A 19,114-nucleotide genomic window follows, 5' to 3' on the forward strand; every position below is an offset into this window, starting at 1 on the left:
ACGTAGTGTAACCCAACACCAGGGTTTTGTATAACGGCGGTGGAACCGAACACCAGGGTTTTGTATAACGGCGGTGTAACCGAACACCAGGGGTTTTTTATGAAGTAGGTTGGGTGTAACGGAGTGTAACCCAACACCAGGGTTTTGTATAACGGCGGTGTAACCGAACACCAGGGTTTTGTATAACGGCGGTGGAACCGAACACCAGGGGTTTTTTATGAAGTAGGTTGGGTGTAACGGAGTGTAACCCAACACCAGGGTTTTGTATAACGGCGGTGTAACCGAACACCAGGGTTTTGTATAACGGCGGTGGAACCGAACACCAGGGGTTTTTTATGAAGTAGGTTGGGTGCAGGGCAGTGGAACCGAACATCAGGGGGTGTTTCTGTCAGCGTGGTGGAACCCAACATCAATTTTATAAGTGGAACCCAACATCAATTTGAGAAGACTACAGAAGGAACCAGTTAGGTAACTGTCTACGAAATGGGGGTAGTCCCATAGGCAGAACAGTGGGGGAACAGGAGCGATCGCGCTTATGTCTAAATCCTTATGCAGAGGGAGTTTGAGCGAAATGGAGCCGAGAGTGATTGTGTATAAGTAGGTCAGTTCACCCTAGGAGTGATTGCAGTTACTTAAAAGAGTGGAACAGTTCAGACCCTGTTTGAATGTGGTTGCTCCTACTATTCAAATTGTAGAGAGTTGAATCAGGACAGGGAAACAAACAAGCCAGCCAAGACCTTGCACCTGCACCTCAACCTCTGCAACAGCCAACTTATACCAGGTAATGAAAATGTTTAATACCAATTCTACCAACGTCGTCGCCACCCCTGAACTGTCAGATACCAGTGTTGAGACCTTACATACTCAAACAGTAGTGAACAGCCTCCTAGACGAAATTAAGCAGGTTCTGAAACTGAAACCAGCCAGCAGCGACTCAGTAATGATGCGAATTGCCATAGAAGTCGATCGCATTTGCAGCAAAAGCAAGCGGATTCAAGATTCCGGGGAAGTAGGAACCTGGCAACTGAATTTAGCCCGTCATCGCCTGCAAAAATGCTTACAATACTATCGTCTAGGTTCCCGTCAAGGTCGGGTGGAACTGCACTCCAATTTGGCAGCGATGGTGTACCGCCATGTGGCTCCTTTTAACTCTAATCTGCATTTCCAGGCTCGGTATAATCTGATTGAAGATTTCCTCCAAGGTTTCTATATTGAGTCTCTGCGGGCGTTTCGTCGTGAACATGAACTCGAAGCGGACTATACCCCCCAAACTAGGTTAGAACTTTCGGAATATATGGCTTTTACAGAACAATATGCCAAGCGTCAGATTGGTTTACCGGGTCGCAACCGCCAACGGTTAATCGTCCTGCGGGCTCAAGGTTTTGCTAAAGGTCAACCCCCAGAAATGTCTCTTGATATTGAATTGGCGGTTGAGGGGGGCAAAACCGAGGAAGCTGAGGCTCAAAGTCGTACCCACGCTATGCAGCAAATTCGCGATTTGATGGTGTCTGAGATGGTTGACCCGGCTGATGCTGTATTGCGCGATCGCGTAATTGCGGAACTGGTACAATATCTGGAAGCCCAGGGTCAGAATGATTGTGTAGATTATCTAGTTCTGAAACTTCAGGATTGGCAAGCCGGCGATATTGATAAGGCCCTTAATCTCACCCCTCGTCAACGGGACTACTTACAACAGCGGTTTAAGTACCATGTCGAAAAGTTTGCTCACTCTAATAACTGGAAACTGGTTCATGAGTGGTTGGGAGCGGACTTAGACCAAAAACTGGGGATGACTACTGAGCAATGGGCGGCGTTTCAGAATAATCTGTCTCTGGCGGAAAGGACTTTATTGCAACTAAAACGGGATGGAGAACCTGATAAGGCGATCGCTGTGGCTCTCAAATGTACTCCCAAACAGGTACAGAAGCGTTGGTCTAAATTGCTTAATCAGGCTGCTAGTTATCGCAACAGTGAAGCATCAGCTTAGGGTGGGGAAAAATGGGCATCGGCAATTCCACCCGATCGCCCCATCCTTCCCTAAAATGGCAGTTAGTAAGTATATATAAGAATTAGTAAGTATATATAAGAATTTTAAATCTAAAATCGTCCTTAAATCAGCCGAAATCCCACATCAGGCCTGATAAATTCGATACAGTAGATGTAGGTAAAGGTTTATTAAGAAATCGACGGCTATGTCAGTCAATCTTGTCCCGGCTTCTGCATCCTTCTCCAGTTTATCGAAAACTTGGGAAAATGCTCAGAAGCAATATGTTGAGTCTACGGCTATGAGTCGGTCAGCACTTATTCAAGTCTTACAGGGAATTGATGCGGATAGCTGTCCCACATCCTACAATTTCCATGCTCATACCACGAAATCGGATGGACAGCTTGACCCTATCGCCCTCATTCAACAGGCGATCGCTATTGGACTCAAAGGACTTGCCATCACAGACCACCATACCACTGAGGGCTATCAAATCGCCCAGCATTGGTTAAATCACCGGAAAAGTCATGCTTGCAAACCAGACAACATCCCATCCCTGACCCTGTGGACGGGTGTTGAAATTAACGCCCACCTCCTGGAAACCGACGTACATATTTTGGGCTATGCTTTTGACCCAGATGCTCCTAGTATCTATCCCTATTTACAGCATCATTCAGTCCCTCGTCAACATTCCGGAGCCCGGGCTGTGATCGCCGCTATCCAAAACGCCGGCGGTTTAGCTGTTTTAGCTCACCCAGCACGATATCGCCGCCCAGCAGCAGAACTCATCCCCGAAGCCAGTCGCCTGGGAATTGATGGCGTTGAGGTTTTCTATGGCTATCGCCGGACTAACCCCTGGTATCCAACCCCAAAAATTACTGAAGAAATACAACAACTGGCTTGGGATTACAATTTACTGCCCACCTGCGGCACCGATACCCACGGCCTTAATCTATTAGTGCGACTCTAAATTTTCAACTCCCCGCTCACAAGAGACGGGGTATATTTTTGGTCATTGAGCATAGTGCATCGCGATAATTCGATCATCTCTAATCTCAAACGGTGCCCGCCATGCTAATCATCAGGAAAAAACTCAACAGCAGCACCAGGAGTAAAAATGTTTGGATTAGGGTTGATACTGATTCTTTATGCAGAACAGAGGTTTTCATAATCGGATTGACTGTTGTCAATTTGAACTCTCTGACTGAATGCTAACAAAAAAATGGAGATTGCATGATGATTCTCAATAAATCTTAACAAATATCCAAGTATTTTCATTTAGTTAAACCGTGTTCGAGAGCATAACGGACTAATTCAGTGCGGCTATTAGTTCCGGTTTTAGTAAATAACCGACTCACATATTTTTCGACATTGCGGACACTGGTTTCTAAACGGCTGGCTATTTCTTTATTCATTAGTCCTTGGGCGACTAAATCTAAAACACTTTGTTCTCTGGGTGTTAGGTCAATTTTAATGGGGGAAGGACTCAAATTGATGCCAGTTTTACCCTTGAGCATATTTTCAATGCGGGCAATTTGTCCAGCTAAGGCGGTAATATCTGGGGTGCCGTCTTCGGCTTCTTGGCGGGTGGCGGCTCGACGTTCTAACAGGTTTTTAACAATGGCTACAAGTTCTTCTGGGTCAAAGGGTTTAGATAAATAGGCATCACAACCGGCTTGATAACCTTGAATGCGATCGCCTTTCATCCCTTTAGCAGTCAAAAACACCACAGGAAGGGCTTTAAATTTAGGGTCTGAGCGCATTTGTTCCAGGAATTGATAGCCGTCAACTTCCGGCATCATAATATCAGTAATTACCAAATCTGGTAGATTTTGCTGTAGTAATTCCCAGCCCAGTTTAGCATTTTCCGCGACATCTACAATAAAATTACTGTCCTCTAAATAGGCTTGGACAGCTTCCCGTAATCCCGGTTCATCATCTACTAATAAAAGTCGAGGAGATACTGGGGGTATTTCTTCCCCTTGTGGCTCATTTTCTGGGATTTGATTTGACATTTTTATAAAGTTGATAAAAGTTAACAGGTTTGATGACTTATCAGCAGAAGCCGGGGAAAGTGGATCTCTCCTCAACCCTAGACCCAAGGGAGGGGGTATTTAGTAGGGTTGAGGAAAATTTACCTGTTTTGGCTGGTGGGGTATCTGTTTAGACTTGATGGCGATCGGTTAAAATTTCGTAGCCGTTTTCAGTCACTAATACAGTATGCTCAAATTGGGCAGATAAGGCGTTATCAACCGTAACTGCCGTCCAGCGATCGCTAAGGATACGGGTAAATCGAGAGCCAGCGTTTAAAATAGGTTCAATGGCTAGGGTCATACCTGCTTTGAGCTTGACATTAGGTAAATCATAGGTGCGGACATTAAACACCGAAGGTTCCTCGTGCAGGTTTTCTCCTACCCCATGACCTGTAAACTCTTGGACAATCTGAAAGTTATTAGCTTCTGCGTGGTCTTGAATAGCTCCAGCGATGTCTAGCAAGTAGGCTCCAGCTTTGACTTGTTCAATGCCTTTATACAGACATTCTTCAGCCACTCTAATCAGTTTACTAGCTGATGGTGTCACTTCACCAATAGCAATAGTGATGCAGGAGTCTCCATGAAAACCCTGGTAGTAGGCTCCTGTATCGACTTTTACCACATCTGAGTTACGGATCACCTTATTTTTACGGGGGATACCGTGGACTACTTCGTTATTAATGCAGATGCAAATACTAGCCGGGAAGCCGTGATAGCCTTTAAAGCTAGGAACAGCGCCTAATTCCCTAATCCGCCTTTCAGCGTAGGCGTCGATTTCTGCGGTAGTCATACCAGGTTTGATCTGTTGTGAGATCTCTTTGAGGACTGTCGCGACTATTCTACCCGACTCTCGCATGATTTCGATTTGTTCGGGGGTTTTAATGCTGATACCGCCACGGCGTTTTTTAATTTGGGGGGGTTTGGGTTGGGGTGGGGCTGGGGGTGCTGGTTTGGAAATTAAATCGCTAAACAGTTTTCTCATTATCTCGAAGATTGGATCAATGGAATTTTACAGGGGTGCAATATCTTATTGTAGAACACCTGTTGAGGAATGTCTGGGTTATATGGGTCTGAAACATTCAGTATTATTACTCATGGTAGCAATTCCGCGTCAGAGGCTGACCGTAGAAATCAAAACAGGAAGAAGGTTTGTGATAGCTTCTTCCTGTCTTGGTTGCGTTGCTAACAGTTTAGTGGTGGGTAATCCTCAAATTTCATCCCAGCCACTCACCCCAGAAGACATCACATAACTGGTAACACTGGCTTCAAAGAAGTTCGCCTTAGTGTGAGCTTCTTTTTTAGTATCCGAGAAACGCTCTAAATGAGTATAGGGACTCTTTTGGTATTTGGGGTCACTATAGAGGGATTCTAAACCAATAGAACGCAGTCGGATATTAGCGAGATATTTAGTGTACTGTTCTGTACTGTGTTCAGTAATTCCCAAAATGTTGTTACCAACAATATGATTGGTCCAGCGGCATTCATGTTGAACAGCCGCATCGAACATTTCATAAATCCGGTCTTGGGAATGGGGAAAAATTGCCATAGCTTCCGGGATAATTTTCTGGAATAACCGCACATGAGAAAGTTCGTCCTTTAATGTTCAGTAGGGGTCGCTACTCCCTACCCGCTTAATTTAAGCAGCTACCCGTCGCCGAATAGAACAGACCATATCACAATCCTTAACTTATTTATTTAAGAAGGATTCCCCCCGCTTCGAGTCGCTTGACTCTACTCCATTTCTGGATGGTCTTTGCACGTCCCTTGTTCATACAGTTGCCAGATGTTAACTCTGACATAGTTTGAACATTCTGCTAATTAGCATAGGTTTCGCTCAGGATTATCTCAATGAGACTTCCCCTGAATTCAAGGGGTTTTCTATTATCATTACTGACAATAGCCGCTAACATTAACGGTTAATCATCTTGAAAATATCGGCACTTCCCGGCATTAACATTCGCGAGGCTAAATTGTAGAAGAAAATGAACCCATTATAAAAGTACATTCCTTCTAACAAGTAATCTGCCATCAATGAGACAAAGTAATTTTCCGGGGTGGGATCATCAACATATTGTTGATAAAGTCCGGCGATAAATTCACATCGATCGCGTAAAACTTTATCGGTGCGCCAAAAGTCATAAACGTAGTTTCTCCGTTCGGAAGGAATGATAGTTTCAATCATGTATTGATAACTCTGATTGTGCATTCCTTCTTGAGAGATTTGTTCGGCCATACAGAGGCTGACTTCTGGGGCAGTTACACTATTTTTGATATAGGGAATGTTGCAGGTTTGAATGGAATCCAAGAAAGTTAAATAAGATAGAATTCCATCAAATGCCGTCCGTTCATCAGGGGTTAAATTAGTGTAATCAACAACATCCTGGGTGATGTCCAGTTTTTCAGGTCATTGATGTTCAGCAACATTCGCTAGGTGTTGCCCGCTTTATTCAAGCTGCTATGTGTCACCACATAGATCGGACTATATCATCATCTTTTGTTAAACAAAAGAGCCCCCCGCTTCGACAGTCAACCGCTTACTGCCTACTCCATAAGCTGGATAGTCTCTACACCTTCTCACTATCTATGAGCTAGGCACGGGATTGTCTGTAGTGCCATATGCGATCGCAATTAGCGCCCAAAAAACCTTTTCTTTGTTTAATATCAACTTGGTAAGGTTCCTTGTCGATTATCCCCAGTTTTGGCGAACCATGCAACTCCAGAGTTCCCCCGTTTTCAAGGGGTTTAATCTGGGCTACCTAATTAACCCAGAAATTTTCGCGCATTTGCTTGTATAAACCGACTGCCCAAGAATAGCGAACATCATTAAGTTGCATTAGGTTGGTAGTCTCGCCAAACCACATTGAACGGTGAGCCACATCATCATTACCATCAGGATTAAAGATGGGATTGAGAGGCATTTTGTTGATTTGCTTATTGTTGTGACCGTTAAAGTTTAGTACAAGCGTCATTTTTTCCATCCAAAACGGGAGTTTTTGTTGATGTTTATAAATGCTGAAAAGTTGTATTTATCAGCGGTTAATTTTCATCAACAACACGAAACTAATCGGGAGAATTTAGGATTCCCCCGACTACAAGTTTAGTGGTAACGGATATTATAGCTAATTTGCACAAGCTGTGCAGGCATCTTCGGATTCTTGAAAGCTGTCCCGCTGCACTGTCCTGACATAATAGATGGCTTTGCACCCCTGTTCCCAAGCCGCCATGAGGGTTTCAAAGATATCTTTAGCTTTCAGGCTGCGATCGGGTTCTTCAGGGAAATATACCCCTTGATTGAGGTTAAACATCAACTCCATTGATATCCCTGTATCAATCCATTGCTGCATGGTGGCTACGGCTTTGACAACAATTTGCTGATCTAGGGTTTTATTCTCTGGGTAAAACCAGAAGTTTTCTTTAATAAAGGGAGGGGCAATGGGTACGGTTCCTTTAGCCCATTTGTCATAGAAGAAACGACTATAACAGGGTAATACGCTGGCGGTGCAACCTTGGACTAAGGATGATGAGGTATTGGGGGCAATGGCGGTTATATGAGAGTTCCTAATCCCATATTTTTGGATATCTTCGCTTAATTCTTTCCACCTGATTTTATCGTCGGCGTGGGTTAAAAACCAATCGACGGGTTTGGCACCAATTAACTTGCCTTGACTCCAGGAACTTCCAGCAAATGCGGGATAAGCCCCCCTTTCTTTGGAGAGTTCCATTGAGGTTTTGGTGCAGTAAAATCCGATATCTTCAAACAGGTTGCTAATTTCCTGCACATGGTTATAGGAAAAGCGCCGTTTTGCTAACCAATCAGCTAACCCCATGACACCTACGCCAATGGTGCGATAACATTGATTATGGTCAATACTGGCTTGAAATGGTGGGTGGGTAATTTCGATGGTGTTGTCTAAAATTCGGACGGCTATTTCGCAAATATTGGGTAGGTCTTGCCAATCTAAATTAGCTAAATTGAGACTGTTTAAGTTGCAGGTATGGGCGAGTTCTCCTGGTTTGACGTTAGACCAAGATTCTTGGCACAAATTACCCCCAGGAATATATCCTTCGTGTTGGTTAGGATTGGCAGCGTTGCTAGTATCTTTAAACCACAGATAAGGCATCCCGGTTTCTACTTGCGATCGCATAATATTTTTGAACAGTTCCCTAGCATTAATCCGCTTATATAGCTTTAATTTAGAATCTAAAGAGGATTCGATTTTTTGATAAGATAACTCAAATTCTTCTCCCCACAATTCTGATAATTCTATGCCTAATTTTACCCGGACTTCGTAGGGGTCAACTAAAGTCCAGTTTTCGCAGTTACGCACCCGCCGCATGAATTCATCAGAAATCACTAATTGGGGGAAAATATCATAAGCCTTCCGGCGCTGGTCTCCATTCTCGGTTTGCATTTCCAGAAATTCGAGAATGTCTAAATGCCACACATCTAAACTGACTGTAATTGCCCCAGCCCGACGGCCTCCCTGATTAACAGCAATAGCGGTATCATTTAACAGTTTAATCCAGGGAATTACACCACCGGAAGCGTTAGGCTTACCCATTACCCAGCTACCTGTCGCCCTAATGCGGCTGACATTTACGCCGACACCGCCACCATTTTTAGAAATTCGGGCAGCGTCTTTAATGGTGTCAAATATGTTCTCTAAATTATCATCCATACCGATAATAAAACAGGAACTCAAAGACCCGTTAGGAATCCGCAAATTAGCTAAAATTGGGGTGGCTAAAGAAATCTGACGCAGGGCGATCGCTTGATAGAATTTATGCGCCCAAAACATTCGTTTTTCTGGAGCTTCGACTACGGCTAATAATAAGGCACAAGATAATAGGGCTTCTTGGGGTAATTCCTGGGGTAATAAATAACGTTTAGTTAGTAAAATCGCCCCCGCATAATCATAATCCTTATCCCATTGGGGGTTAATCCAGGTTCCGGCTTCTCTCAACTGTTCGGGGGTATATTTTAATAAGCGATCGTCATATTGACCGGCTTTGACTTTGGTAGTAACGGTTTGGCAATAATCCTCATATTGATAGCCACGGCTAACCAGGGTATCTTTCCATAAATTCCAGATATGCAGCCTCCCGGCTACATACCGCCAGTCTGGGTCGGAGGGGCTACACAACTCTAGGGCACAACCTATTAAGTTATCTTGAATTTCCCTGGTGGTGACGCCGTTTTTAAGGCGAGTGGTCAGTCCAGCTTCTAAAGTAATGGGGTTAGCATCTAAGCCTTCACAAGCCCAGTTAACGACTGCGCGAATTCTGGACACATCCAAAAGGGTTAACGATCCATCCCGCCGGATTACCTGAATTTGGCGATTGAAGGGGGTATCAGTTGTGGTTGATAGGGTTTGCATGGTCTGTTTATGTCTGAAATTTGAATCAGCTTTACTAATTTACTCCATATATATATTTAGTGACAGGTATTGACAAATTTCTCGTTTTACGCTATATCTAGTGGCAAATGGCCAATTACTATTTTTTAATACTTGGAGGTTTCTGTATAAATTAATACAATCCTCGGTTAAATATTCGACATATTGTAAAGTAATAAGTAGACTGTATTGTAGCGATCGCATTTTTAACTTTTGTGTCTACTCTATCAACGAACACCAACCTATCTCCAGAAGAACGCATAGCGTTAGATGACAAGCTCTCCCAGCGTTTTATTAAACTCGATCCGGCGGGCTATTTTATCATTTATATTGATCGAGAAAGGGGCTTAATTTGTGCGGAACATTATAGCAACGATATCAACGAACAGGGCCTAGCGGTTGATCCAGACACGGGGGAACCTTTCCCGTGTAAAGGGGAACTAAAGCGGACTCCCATGGGTATTTACCGGGGAAGAACGGCGAAAGAATTAGGTATTAAAATCACAGAAGAAGCGAGTCGGTGTCCGCTGAGTTGTTTTGATCATGCCCTATACCTGGGGCGGGAGTTCGTCCGGGCGGAAATGGCTTTAGTGAATGGACAGGATTACATCCAGGACTAAATTTGAGTCGATGTAGGTCTGCTGGTAGGCACAGGAAAATGGGAGGGTAGGTAAAACCCACCCGCCTCCGTTGGATTCAGAGATTTTGGGGGTCTGATGCTACAGGTCGCCCCCACGAAACGCCAACAATACGATCACCACCGGGCCAGCAATCACAATCAGCGATAGCATTAGTAACTGGGCGATCAGTTCAAAATTGACATTGCTGAACAAGTTGGTAATAAAGTCCATTGTTCCTCCCAAAACTTCCCAAAGCGATGATATAAACCAAGGTCTAATCATATCAGGCGATCGCCCGATTATTTTAAGGAACGTTACAAAACTAAACACAGCGATGGGGAATTTGTGGCAAGCCGTCCCCAACAGAGTTAAAATATCTGAAAACTGCTAACCCTAGAGAATCGTTCAGTATACTGCCGTGACCGAAAAAAACGCCTACAAAGACACGGTTAACCTGCCCAAAACCAAGTTTGATATGCGGGCTAATGCCGTCAAACGGGAACCAGAATTACAAAAATTTTGGGCGGATAACCAGATATACGATCGCCTCTGTGAAAACAATCCGGGCGATCGGTTTGTAATTCATGATGGCCCGCCTTATGCGAATGGACAGCTACACATAGGCCACGCCCTGAATAAGATTCTCAAAGATATTATTAACCGCTACCAAACTCTACAGGGGCAAAAAGTGCGCTATGTGCCGGGTTGGGACTGTCACGGACTCCCGATTGAGTTGAAAGTGCTGCAACAGATGAAGCAGTCAGAAAGGGAACAACTCACGCCGATGACTTTGCGTGAGAAAGCGCGAGATTTTGCCCTGAAAACGGTTGAAGAACAAAAAACCCAATTTCAACGTTATGGGGTGTGGGGAGACTGGGACAACCCCTATTTAACCCTAACTCCCGAATACGAAGCGGCCCAAATTGCTGTATTCGCTCAAATGGTTCTCAAGGGATACATTTATCGGGGTCTAAAACCCGTCCATTGGAGTCCGAGTTCCAAAACAGCCCTGGCGGAAGCGGAGTTAGAATATCCAGAAGGTCACACCTCCCGCAGTATTTATGCGGCTTTCAGAATTACGAGTTTAGCTGAATCGGTGCGAGAGTTACTGAGTCCATATTTACCGGATTTAGGAGTAGCAATCTGGACGACTACGCCGTGGACGATTCCGGGAAATTTGGCAGTTTCTCTGAATCCAGAATTAACATATTCGGTGGTAGAAACTCAAGGGGATTCTGAGAGTTCTATTGAGTTTAAATATCTGTTGGTGGCGGCGGAATTAGTGGAAAGGTTATCAGCTACTTTTGAGACTAATTTAACTGTGAAAGCCACGGTAAAAGGCGAACTGCTAGAAAATTGCACCTATAAACATCCTCTATTTGACCGGGAAAGTCGGATTTTAATTGGTGGTGATTATGTGACTACTGAATCGGGGACGGGTTTGGTTCATACAGCACCCGGTCACGGTCAGGAAGATTATATCGTAGGTCAGCGTTATGGTTTACCTATACTTTCGCCAGTAGATGAAAATGGTGATTTTACGGAGGAGGCGGGAGAGTTTGCGGGTTTAAATGTTCTCAAAGATGCTAATAGCGCGATTATTGAAGCGTTACAAGAGGCGGGTTCTTTGATTAAGGAGGAACCCTATCAACATAAATATCCCTATGATTGGCGGACGAAAAAACCGACAATTTTTAGGGCGACAGAACAATGGTTTGCGTCGGTGGAAGGTTTCCGGTCACAGGCTTTAGAGGCTATTAAACAGGTGCAGTGGATTCCCCCCCAGGGAGAAAATAGGATTACGCCAATGGTAAGCGATCGCAGTGATTGGTGTATTTCTCGTCAGCGCAGTTGGGGGGTTCCGATTCCGGTTTTTTATGAGGAAGAAACGGGGGAACCTCTGCTAAATGAGGAAACGATTAACCATGTAAAAGGTATTATTGCTGAACGAGGTACTGATGCTTGGTGGGAACTTTCGGTTGAGGAATTACTGCCGGAATCCTATGTTAATAATGGCAAGAAATACCGCAAGGGAACCGATACTATGGATGTCTGGTTTGATTCGGGTTCCTCTTGGGCGGCGGTGGCTAAACAGCGCCCAGAATTGGCTTATCCGGCTGATATTTATTTAGAAGGTTCTGATCAACATCGGGGTTGGTTTCAGTCTAGTTTGTTGACCAGTGTGGCTAACTATGGGATTGCACCTTATAAAACTGTACTAACTCATGGTTTTGTCCTGGATGAAAACGGCCGGAAAATGAGTAAATCTATCGGTAATGTGGTAGATCCGGCTGTGGTTATTAATGGGGGCAAAAATCAACAACAAGAGCCGGCTTATGGTGCGGATATCCTGCGTTTGTGGGTGTCTTCGGTGGATTATTCTGCAGATGTACCTTTGGGTAAAAATATCCTAAAACAGATGTCGGATGTTTACCGTAAAATTAGGAATACGGCGCGGTTTTTGTTGGGGAATTTGCATGATTTTGACCCGGCAAAAGATGCGATCGCCTATCAGGATTTACCAGAGTTAGATCGGTATATGTTGCACCGCATGACGGAAGTGTTTGCGGAAGTGAAAGACGCTTTTGAAACTTATCAGTTTTTCCGCTTTTTCCAAACGGTGCAGAATTTCTGTGTGGTGGATTTATCCAATTTCTATTTGGATATTGCGAAAGACCGACTATATATTAGCGCGGAAAATGGTTTCCGGCGGCGCAGTTGTCAGACGGTTTTGGCGATCGCTCTGGAAAATTTGGCGAAAGCGATCGCGCCAGTTTTGTGTCATACGGCCGAAGATATCTGGCAAAATATGCCCTATTCTACCCCCTATTTATCAGTGTTTGAATCTGGTTGGGTTCGGTTAGATGAAACCTGGAAAAAGCCTGAATTAGCAGAGTTTTGGGTAAAATTACGGGAGATTCGCGCTGAGGTTAATCAGGTGATGGAACAGGCGCGCAAGGATAAAATGGTGGGTTCTTCTCTGGATGCTAAAGTACGGCTATATGTGGCAGATGAAAAATTGCGTCAACAGTTAGCGGCAATGAATCCAAATCCGGCGGAATTTAAGCAGAATAACGGGGTTGATGCTTTGCGATATCTGTTGATTTGTTCTCAGGTGGAGCTATTGGAAAATCCCGATAAACTGGCGGATTTGCAGTATAAAAGTGAGTCGGAATTTATGGCGGTTGGGGTGGTGAAAGCTGATGGCGAAAAATGCGATCGCTGTTGGAATTACTCTGTCCATATCGGTGAGTCTTCAGACCATCCCACTATCTGCGAACGTTGTGTTTCGGCTTTAGCCGGAGAGTTTTAATTTCCCAAGGGTTCTCTGAATAAAAGGAGAGAAGTTTTAGATTGCTTCTCTCCTTGTTGTAATTTGAAAGTGAGGAATTATATTTGCGTGCCAGAAAATTATGAAAATCATTCGCTAGAATAGATGTAATGAATCATCCTAGTCTGGTATCATCAATTGAGGCTTTTTATGGACAACTCCCAACCAGATACGAATCAACCCGCGATCGCGATCCCGGTCTCCGAGTTAGAAGCACTACTCACAAAAGTTGTACGCAAAGTTATCAAAGAAGAAATGATTAACTGGTCAACTCAACATATACAATCTGAAACAACATTAACAGAACATCCTCTGGAAAAGTTTATGGAAAAATTTGGGGATTGGGAAGACGATCGCACCGATGAGGAAATCATCAAAGATATCTATGATAGCCGTAGCATTTCCAACTCAGAATATAGCCTGTGACTTATTTACTAGATACCGATACATGCATTTACTGGATGAAAAATTGTTACGAAATCAGAGAAAAAGTTAGACAAATTGGCTGGGATAAGATTTCAATTTGTGTCATAACTGCTGCTGAGTTGTACTATGGCGCATATAATTCTAGTCGGGTAACTGAAAATCTCATTCGGGCAGAATTTTTTATCCAACAATTACCTGTTTTACCTTTAACTGATCAGACTCTACGACGCTTTGGAGAATTAAAGTCACAACTGCGTAGAATCGGACAAACAATCGCAGATTTCGATCTAATGATAGCGAGTGTCGCTTTTACAGAAGGTAAAATTGTTGTCACCAACAATACTCGGCACTACGATCGCATTCCGGGACTACAATTAGAAAACTGGGTTTTTCCTTAACAAAATTAAAACAACAGGATATAAATATGACAATTGTTGTAAAAATTTCAATTCCCATAAAAAACTCGTTCATATTAATAGACGATTGTTGAATTTCGGGAGATGAAAAAAATTAAAAAATACTACTTCCAACAATCCCAAATATATATGATATTTTTCCTAAAGGTTCAGGATATAGCGTAAGAAACATAAACAAGAAGGTTAGCATTTTAGGAATAGCTTGGTATGGAAATGAGCGGGATGGATGATTGGCGTTTAAATAGTAGGAGTGCGATCGCCTGCTCAAACTTCCTTGGTAAAGGATAGACCATAAAAAATGTTCTGTTCAAATAAACCCGGTTTCTTAGTTTCTTAATTCTTTGAGGATATCACAACTATGATTAGCATAGAGCCAATTCAAAACGACATTCAAACTCTGCCACCAGAAGCGCAAGACTTACTCATTGACTTCATTCAACTTCTCAAAAAACGTTATCCAGAAACCAAGACCGAAAACATAGATGTATCCCCAGAAAGCCGATCGTTTTTAGAAGATGCCCATGAATTTATCGGATGTCTAGAAGGGAGACCCGGCGATTTGGCTACCAATAAAAAATACTTAGAAGGATTCAGCACAGAATGAAACCAACAGTAATTATTGACACAGGGTTTCTGGTTGCTCTTTTAAACCGTAGCGAACAATACCATAGTTGGGTCAAAAATCAACTAAACAATATTTCTTCACCAATCATAACCTGCGAATCTGTGATAACTGAAACCTGCTTTTTATTAAGAAAAATTTTGCAGAAACAACCATTCTAAACTTGATTAACAGCCAAAAGGTCAAAATTCCGTTTATACTCATCGATGAATTTTCGATGGTTCATCAATTAATGCAATGCCACTGCGGCATATTCTCCGCACTCAAACAAGTTTCTGCCCCTGACTGAGTAGCAATTTTTTCACGGGCTTCTAAAACCATTTGATTTGGGCAACCATCCCAATATTATAAAATCAAGTGTAGCCATTTAATATTAAATCATTATTAACAAATACTTTCGGGGTTTTGCAGCCAGCATTTAACCAGATTTCGACGAGGGTTCATATTGAACCTGCTCAACAAATTTAATGCCAAGCCACCATGTTGAGCGATCGCACAACGGACAACCGGCTGAGTCAGGACTCACGTAACAAATCTACGGGTAGGTGGGCAAATATTTGCCCACCTACGAATAGTGTTTAGTTGACTGACTAAAGAAAAGCTTTGACCAAAGCTGAGATAGATGCGATCGCCCTAATTATGATCATCTAATGATGATAATATATTCAATGAAAGTAATCGATCGTCAACCATAAAAATGATTACCCAGTTACGCGCCAAATATTTCAAATCCTGGCAGGATACTGGCGACATCAGAATCGCCCCCTTGACTGGCTTTTTTGGCACCAATAGTTCGGGAAAAACTGCCATATTACAACTGTTGCTGATGTTGAAGCAAACTGTTGAAGCAGTCGATCGCCAACGGGTACTGGAAACGAGGGGGGCTTATGTTGACTTAGGGACATTTTCGGACATCTTACATAAGCATCAAATTCCCGGAAAAATCCATGTTTCTGTCGATTGGAACCTGCCCAATTTACTAGAAATTCCCGATTTAGAAAACGAACCCGATCGCACATTATTTTCAATTTCTGCCCTGGGCTTTGCCACTACGATTCAGGGAACTGCTGACAGTATTTCCGTTGAAGAATTTGCTTATAGTTTCAACCTCAATGATATTAACTATCAATTTGGAATGCGCCGCCAAAATGACAGAGATCAAGACATAAATGCCACCAGTCAAAACGACTCTGAATATGATTTAATCCATAGTGGCTATTCTCTCAAGCGAAATCGCGGACGGGCTTGGCCCCTCACACCGCCGTTGAAAAATTACCGATTTCCCGATCGCGTCAATAGCTATTATCAAAATGCCAGCTTTTTATCTGACTTCGTTCTAGCCTTTGAGGAATTATTTCAAAACCTCTACTATCTTGGGCCATTGCGGGACGATCCGCGTCGGCGATATTTATGGGCAGGGGAAAAACCCCAAGATGTAGGACAGCGAGGGGAGTTAGCCATTCCCGCATTACTTGCCTCGCGATCGTTCACCCAAAGTAATATGATGGAGGAAAAGGTAGGGCAAGCTTTACGAGATTTAGGCTTAATTTCGGAATTTAATATTCAGCCAATTGCCGAAAACCTTAAAGATTACGAAGTGCGGGTTCGCCAGGGCTCGAACTCTTCTGAAGTATCGATCGCCGATGTGGGTTTTGGAGTTTCACAAATCTTGCCTGTACTGGTACTTTGCTACTACGTTCCGAAAGGTTCAACAATTATTTTAGAACAGCCAGAAATTCATCTACATCCCTCAGCACAAACCGCATGGGCTGATATATTTATTGATACTATGAAAAACCGCAAGGTACAGATTATTTTAGAAAGTCATAGCGAACATTTGCTGCGTCGTTTACAGCGAAGGCTGGCGGAAGAACAGTTAACTAATCAAGATGCTGCGCTATACTTTTGCCAAACAAGCGATCGGGGAATATCAGAAATAACTGCCTTGGAACTCGATCAATATGGCAACATTAATAATTAGCCAGATGGTTTTTTGGGTGACGAACTTGGAGAGTTAGCCGCCATGACCGAAGCAGGAAGGCGACGAAAAATTGAGGAAAGAGGGTCGTGATGTATATAATTGCTGATACCAATGTGGTTATTGTGGCTAATGGTAAATCCTCTCAAGCATCAGTGGAATGTGTAATTAATTGCGTTCGGCGATTAAGAGAAATTCAACCAAATGAAATTCTCGTATTAGATGATGGATGGTTAATCATTCAAGAGTACCAGAAGAAGTTATCTTCTAGCGGACAACCGGGGGTTGGTGATGCTTTTTTGAAGTGGTTGTTAACTAATCAATACAACCCTCAGCGTTGCGAACGAATTCAGATTACGGCAATATCCGAGTATAATTTTGTTGAATTCCCCAACGATCCAAATCTGGATGGTTTTGATTTATCCGATTGCCAATTTGTGGCGGTGGCGATCGCACATCCCGATAAACCACCCATATTAAATGCAGTAGATTCAGATTGGCGAGATTTTAGTGATCAATTAGCCACTCATGAAGTATAAGTAGAATTTATTTGTCCAGATGTATTTTCTGAAAGCCTAATTTCATCATTCGTTGATGCTTCAAAAGTGCGATCGTCTTTCTGTATTCACCAGCGATTAACCTAATGGCGTGATGAATCTTTGCCTTAAATCTTCGGTGAGATATTATGGTATCGATCGCAATTGATCAGACTAAATTAGTGCGATCGCAAAACATCGAGAAATCTCTGGGGAAAAGCTGTTGAATTTGTGGGTGGAGGAGACCATAAAAGGGGAGATATTCTCGCCCCTATAATTACTTTACCAGCGTTGGTATATTCTCAGAATATCCCAGAAAATATTTGTAAATTGACATAATTTTTGCTATAATTAAAAAACCTGTTTTATTCCCTGATTAAGATATGAAAATTGCTACCTGGAATGTGAATTCAATTCGGACTCGACAAGACCAAGTTTTGGGCTGGTTACAAGGTCAGGATATTGATGTTTTGTGCTTACAGGAAACTAAGGTTATTGATCAAGATTTTCCGCGATCGCCTTTTGAAGAATTGGGCTATCATGTCTATATTTATGGTCAAAAAGCCTATAATGGGGTGGCAATTTTTAGTCGCTTAAATATCGAGTCTATAATCATGGGATTTACCCCTATTTTGAGTGCCGACAAGGTGGGGGATTTGGACGACCAAAAACGGGTAATTGCTGGGGTAATTGATGATATCTGTATTATCAATGTTTATATCCCGAATGGGTCGAGTGTCGGAAGTGATAAATATGAGTATAAGTTACAGTGGTTAAACCGATTACGGGATTATCTACAACAGATGTTAATCAAATATCCTCATCTGTGTATTTGTGGTGATTTTAATATTGCGCCAGAAGATCGGGATATTTATAATCCTCAAAACCGCGAAAATCATATTATGGCATCGGCGGCGGAACGTCAAGCCTTAGATGCGATCGCTAATTTGGGTTTAGCAGACGGCTTTCGTAAGTTTACCCAAGACGGCGGACATTTTACCTGGTGGGACTACCGCGCCGCCTCATTTACCCGCAACCGAGGCTGGAGAATTGATCACCATTATCTAAGTCCTGGACTCTATGAAAATGCGATCGCCTGTTACATTGACACTGAACCCAGAACCCAACCAAAACCGAGTGATCATGCACCCGTTATTTTAGAAATAGGAACTTAGTTTTCGGGTAAGTTAAAGTTAACATCTTCGTAAATTGTGGCAATTTTTTCGGTAAAATCCAGGCTAACAATATGAAAAGTGGAGTACTCTGTATCCTCAGATAAACTATAAGTATTAAATAGCCAACTGTCATCCTGGCGGCGAAAAATCTCTAAGCGAGGATGACGGGTATTAATTAATATATATTCCTGTAGGCTATCAATACTTTGATAGTCCATAAATTTATCACCCCTATCAAAGGCTTCTGTGGAGTCTGACAATACCTCAATGATAAGTTTAGGAAATTGTTTATAAGTGGGTGTATCTCTATCACGAGGGTCACAGGTTACGAGAATATCGGGATAGTAAAAACGCTCACCATTTGCTTTTTGAATACGGACTTTCATATCTGATATATACACCCGACAACCAGAACCTCTGAGATGATTACGAAGTGCGATCGCCATATTTAAAGCAATAGTAACATGGGTATCAGTTGCACCCGCCATAGCGTAGACTTCCCCATCAATATATTCATGCTTGACAGAACTTTGGTCTTCTAGTTCTAGGTAATCATCTGGGGATAAATTGACAAAATTGGGTGTAGCAATCATATTA

Annotated in this window: 18 protein-coding genes and 1 pseudogene; 11 read left to right on the plus strand and 8 right to left on the minus strand. The window is 42.9% G+C overall.

Annotation, left to right across the window (positions count from 1 at the left end; all coding sequences use genetic code 11):
- The first annotated feature begins 790 nt into the window (after positions 1-790).
- Together P5674_RS05985 and P5674_RS05990 are read left to right on the plus strand one after the other, a co-directional pair.
- A complete protein-coding gene (locus P5674_RS05985; RefSeq protein WP_006620165.1) occupies positions 791-1,987 on the plus strand; it encodes a HetZ-related protein in 1,197 nt (398 codons plus the stop codon).
- 205 nt (positions 1,988-2,192) lie between these two features.
- Positions 2,193-2,954, plus strand: coding sequence for a PHP domain-containing protein (locus P5674_RS05990; protein ID WP_006620166.1), 762 nt, complete (start codon positions 2,193-2,195; stop codon positions 2,952-2,954).
- 304 nt (positions 2,955-3,258) lie between these two features.
- Here the strand turns inward: P5674_RS05990 and P5674_RS05995 are convergent, their stop codons facing one another.
- From P5674_RS05995 to P5674_RS06020, 6 genes and pseudogenes are all read right to left on the minus strand, one after another.
- A complete protein-coding gene (locus P5674_RS05995; protein WP_006620167.1) occupies positions 3,259-3,999 on the minus strand; it encodes a response regulator transcription factor in 741 nt (246 codons plus the stop codon).
- 148 nt (positions 4,000-4,147) lie between these two features.
- On the minus strand, positions 4,148-4,999 hold the full coding sequence (gene map / locus P5674_RS06000; protein WP_006620168.1) for a type I methionyl aminopeptidase: 852 nt from the start codon (positions 4,997-4,999) through the stop codon (positions 4,148-4,150).
- Positions 5,000-5,224: 225 nt separating this feature from the next.
- A pseudogene (locus P5674_RS06005) lies at positions 5,225-5,605 on the minus strand (ribonucleotide-diphosphate reductase subunit beta); the annotation flags it as partial.
- A gap of 321 nt (positions 5,606-5,926) precedes the next feature.
- On the minus strand, positions 5,927-6,412 hold the full coding sequence (locus tag P5674_RS06010) for a ribonucleotide-diphosphate reductase subunit beta (protein WP_286131468.1): 486 nt from the start codon (positions 6,410-6,412) through the stop codon (positions 5,927-5,929).
- A 361-nt stretch (positions 6,413-6,773) separates the two neighbouring features.
- A complete protein-coding gene (locus P5674_RS06015; RefSeq protein ID WP_006668400.1) occupies positions 6,774-6,986 on the minus strand; it encodes a hypothetical protein in 213 nt (70 codons plus the stop codon).
- Positions 6,987-7,136: 150 nt separating this feature from the next.
- Complete coding sequence (locus P5674_RS06020; RefSeq protein ID WP_006620172.1) at positions 7,137-9,395, minus strand: ribonucleoside-diphosphate reductase subunit alpha; 2,259 nt, start codon at positions 9,393-9,395, stop codon at positions 7,137-7,139.
- Positions 9,396-9,628: 233 nt separating this feature from the next.
- Here P5674_RS06020 and P5674_RS06025 point away from each other — a divergent pair, with 233 nt between their 5' ends.
- Positions 9,629-10,033, plus strand: a complete 405-nt coding sequence (locus P5674_RS06025) for a DUF4346 domain-containing protein (RefSeq protein WP_006620173.1) — start codon at positions 9,629-9,631, stop codon at positions 10,031-10,033.
- A gap of 99 nt (positions 10,034-10,132) precedes the next feature.
- On the opposite strand, the gene psb30 is transcribed toward P5674_RS06025, so the two are convergent.
- Positions 10,133-10,363, minus strand: a complete 231-nt coding sequence (gene psb30 / locus P5674_RS26555; RefSeq protein ID WP_434475121.1) for a photosystem II reaction center protein Ycf12/Psb30 — start codon at positions 10,361-10,363, stop codon at positions 10,133-10,135.
- Between the two features lie 88 nt (positions 10,364-10,451).
- Here psb30 and ileS point away from each other — a divergent pair, with 88 nt between their 5' ends.
- From ileS to xth, 8 genes are all read left to right on the plus strand, one after another.
- On the plus strand, positions 10,452-13,346 hold the full coding sequence (ileS, locus tag P5674_RS06035) for an isoleucine--tRNA ligase (protein WP_006620175.1): 2,895 nt from the start codon (positions 10,452-10,454) through the stop codon (positions 13,344-13,346).
- Positions 13,347-13,514: 168 nt separating this feature from the next.
- Positions 13,515-13,790 (plus strand): hypothetical protein, encoded by a 276-nt coding sequence (locus P5674_RS06040; RefSeq protein WP_006620176.1) that lies wholly within the window; start codon positions 13,515-13,517, stop codon positions 13,788-13,790.
- A complete protein-coding gene (locus P5674_RS06045; protein WP_014276665.1) occupies positions 13,787-14,188 on the plus strand; it encodes a type II toxin-antitoxin system VapC family toxin in 402 nt (133 codons plus the stop codon). Before P5674_RS06040 ends, P5674_RS06045 begins: the two co-directional genes overlap by 4 nt.
- Positions 14,189-14,564: 376 nt before the next feature.
- Positions 14,565-14,810, plus strand: coding sequence for a hypothetical protein (locus P5674_RS06050; protein WP_006620178.1), 246 nt, complete (start codon positions 14,565-14,567; stop codon positions 14,808-14,810).
- On the plus strand, positions 14,807-14,989 hold the full coding sequence (locus P5674_RS06055; RefSeq protein ID WP_006620179.1) for a type II toxin-antitoxin system VapC family toxin: 183 nt from the start codon (positions 14,807-14,809) through the stop codon (positions 14,987-14,989). The genes P5674_RS06050 and P5674_RS06055 overlap by 4 nt, the downstream gene beginning before the upstream one ends.
- A gap of 536 nt (positions 14,990-15,525) precedes the next feature.
- On the plus strand, positions 15,526-16,809 hold the full coding sequence (locus P5674_RS06060) for an AAA family ATPase (RefSeq protein WP_006620180.1): 1,284 nt from the start codon (positions 15,526-15,528) through the stop codon (positions 16,807-16,809).
- A gap of 89 nt (positions 16,810-16,898) precedes the next feature.
- Positions 16,899-17,345 carry a hypothetical protein gene (locus tag P5674_RS06065; protein ID WP_006620181.1) on the plus strand — a complete coding sequence of 149 codons (447 nt, stop codon included), beginning with the start codon at positions 16,899-16,901 and terminating at the stop codon, positions 17,343-17,345.
- A gap of 380 nt (positions 17,346-17,725) precedes the next feature.
- Positions 17,726-18,517 (plus strand): exodeoxyribonuclease III, encoded by a 792-nt coding sequence (xth, locus tag P5674_RS06070; RefSeq protein ID WP_006620182.1) that lies wholly within the window; start codon positions 17,726-17,728, stop codon positions 18,515-18,517.
- On the opposite strand, the gene P5674_RS06075 is transcribed toward xth, so the two are convergent.
- Complete coding sequence (locus P5674_RS06075; protein ID WP_014276664.1) at positions 18,514-19,110, minus strand: Uma2 family endonuclease; 597 nt, start codon at positions 19,108-19,110, stop codon at positions 18,514-18,516. The genes xth and P5674_RS06075 overlap by 4 nt on opposite strands.
- Between the last annotated feature and the right edge of the window lie 4 nt (positions 19,111-19,114).

Origin of the sequence: Limnospira sp. PMC 289.06 (assembly GCF_032350395.1) — a bacterium.
GTDB classification, from domain to species: Bacteria; Cyanobacteriota; Cyanobacteriia; order Cyanobacteriales; family Microcoleaceae; genus Limnospira; species Limnospira platensis.

Bases quoted from the DNA above. Each gene is read 5' to 3' on its own strand.
- P5674_RS06055 (WP_006620179.1), top strand. From the start codon at position 14,807: ATGAAACCAACAGTAATTATTGACACAGGGTTTCTGGTTGCTCTTTTA.
- P5674_RS05990 (WP_006620166.1), top strand. From the start codon at position 2,193: ATGTCAGTCAATCTTGTCCCGGCTTCTGCATCCTTCTCCAGTTTATCG.
- P5674_RS05985 (WP_006620165.1), top strand. From the start codon at position 791: ATGTTTAATACCAATTCTACCAACGTCGTCGCCACCCCTGAACTGTCA.
- P5674_RS06060 (WP_006620180.1), top strand. From the start codon at position 15,526: ATGATTACCCAGTTACGCGCCAAATATTTCAAATCCTGGCAGGATACT.
- P5674_RS06020 (WP_006620172.1), bottom strand. From the start codon at position 9,395: ATGCAAACCCTATCAACCACAACTGATACCCCCTTCAATCGCCAAATT.
- P5674_RS05995 (WP_006620167.1), bottom strand. From the start codon at position 3,999: ATGTCAAATCAAATCCCAGAAAATGAGCCACAAGGGGAAGAAATACCC.
- P5674_RS06040 (WP_006620176.1), top strand. From the start codon at position 13,515: ATGGACAACTCCCAACCAGATACGAATCAACCCGCGATCGCGATCCCG.
- P5674_RS06015 (WP_006668400.1), bottom strand. From the start codon at position 6,986: ATGACGCTTGTACTAAACTTTAACGGTCACAACAATAAGCAAATCAAC.
- P5674_RS06065 (WP_006620181.1), top strand. From the start codon at position 16,899: ATGTATATAATTGCTGATACCAATGTGGTTATTGTGGCTAATGGTAAA.
- P5674_RS06050 (WP_006620178.1), top strand. From the start codon at position 14,565: ATGATTAGCATAGAGCCAATTCAAAACGACATTCAAACTCTGCCACCA.
- xth (WP_006620182.1), top strand. From the start codon at position 17,726: ATGAAAATTGCTACCTGGAATGTGAATTCAATTCGGACTCGACAAGAC.
- P5674_RS06075 (WP_014276664.1), bottom strand. From the start codon at position 19,110: ATGATTGCTACACCCAATTTTGTCAATTTATCCCCAGATGATTACCTA.
- map (WP_006620168.1), bottom strand. From the start codon at position 4,999: ATGAGAAAACTGTTTAGCGATTTAATTTCCAAACCAGCACCCCCAGCC.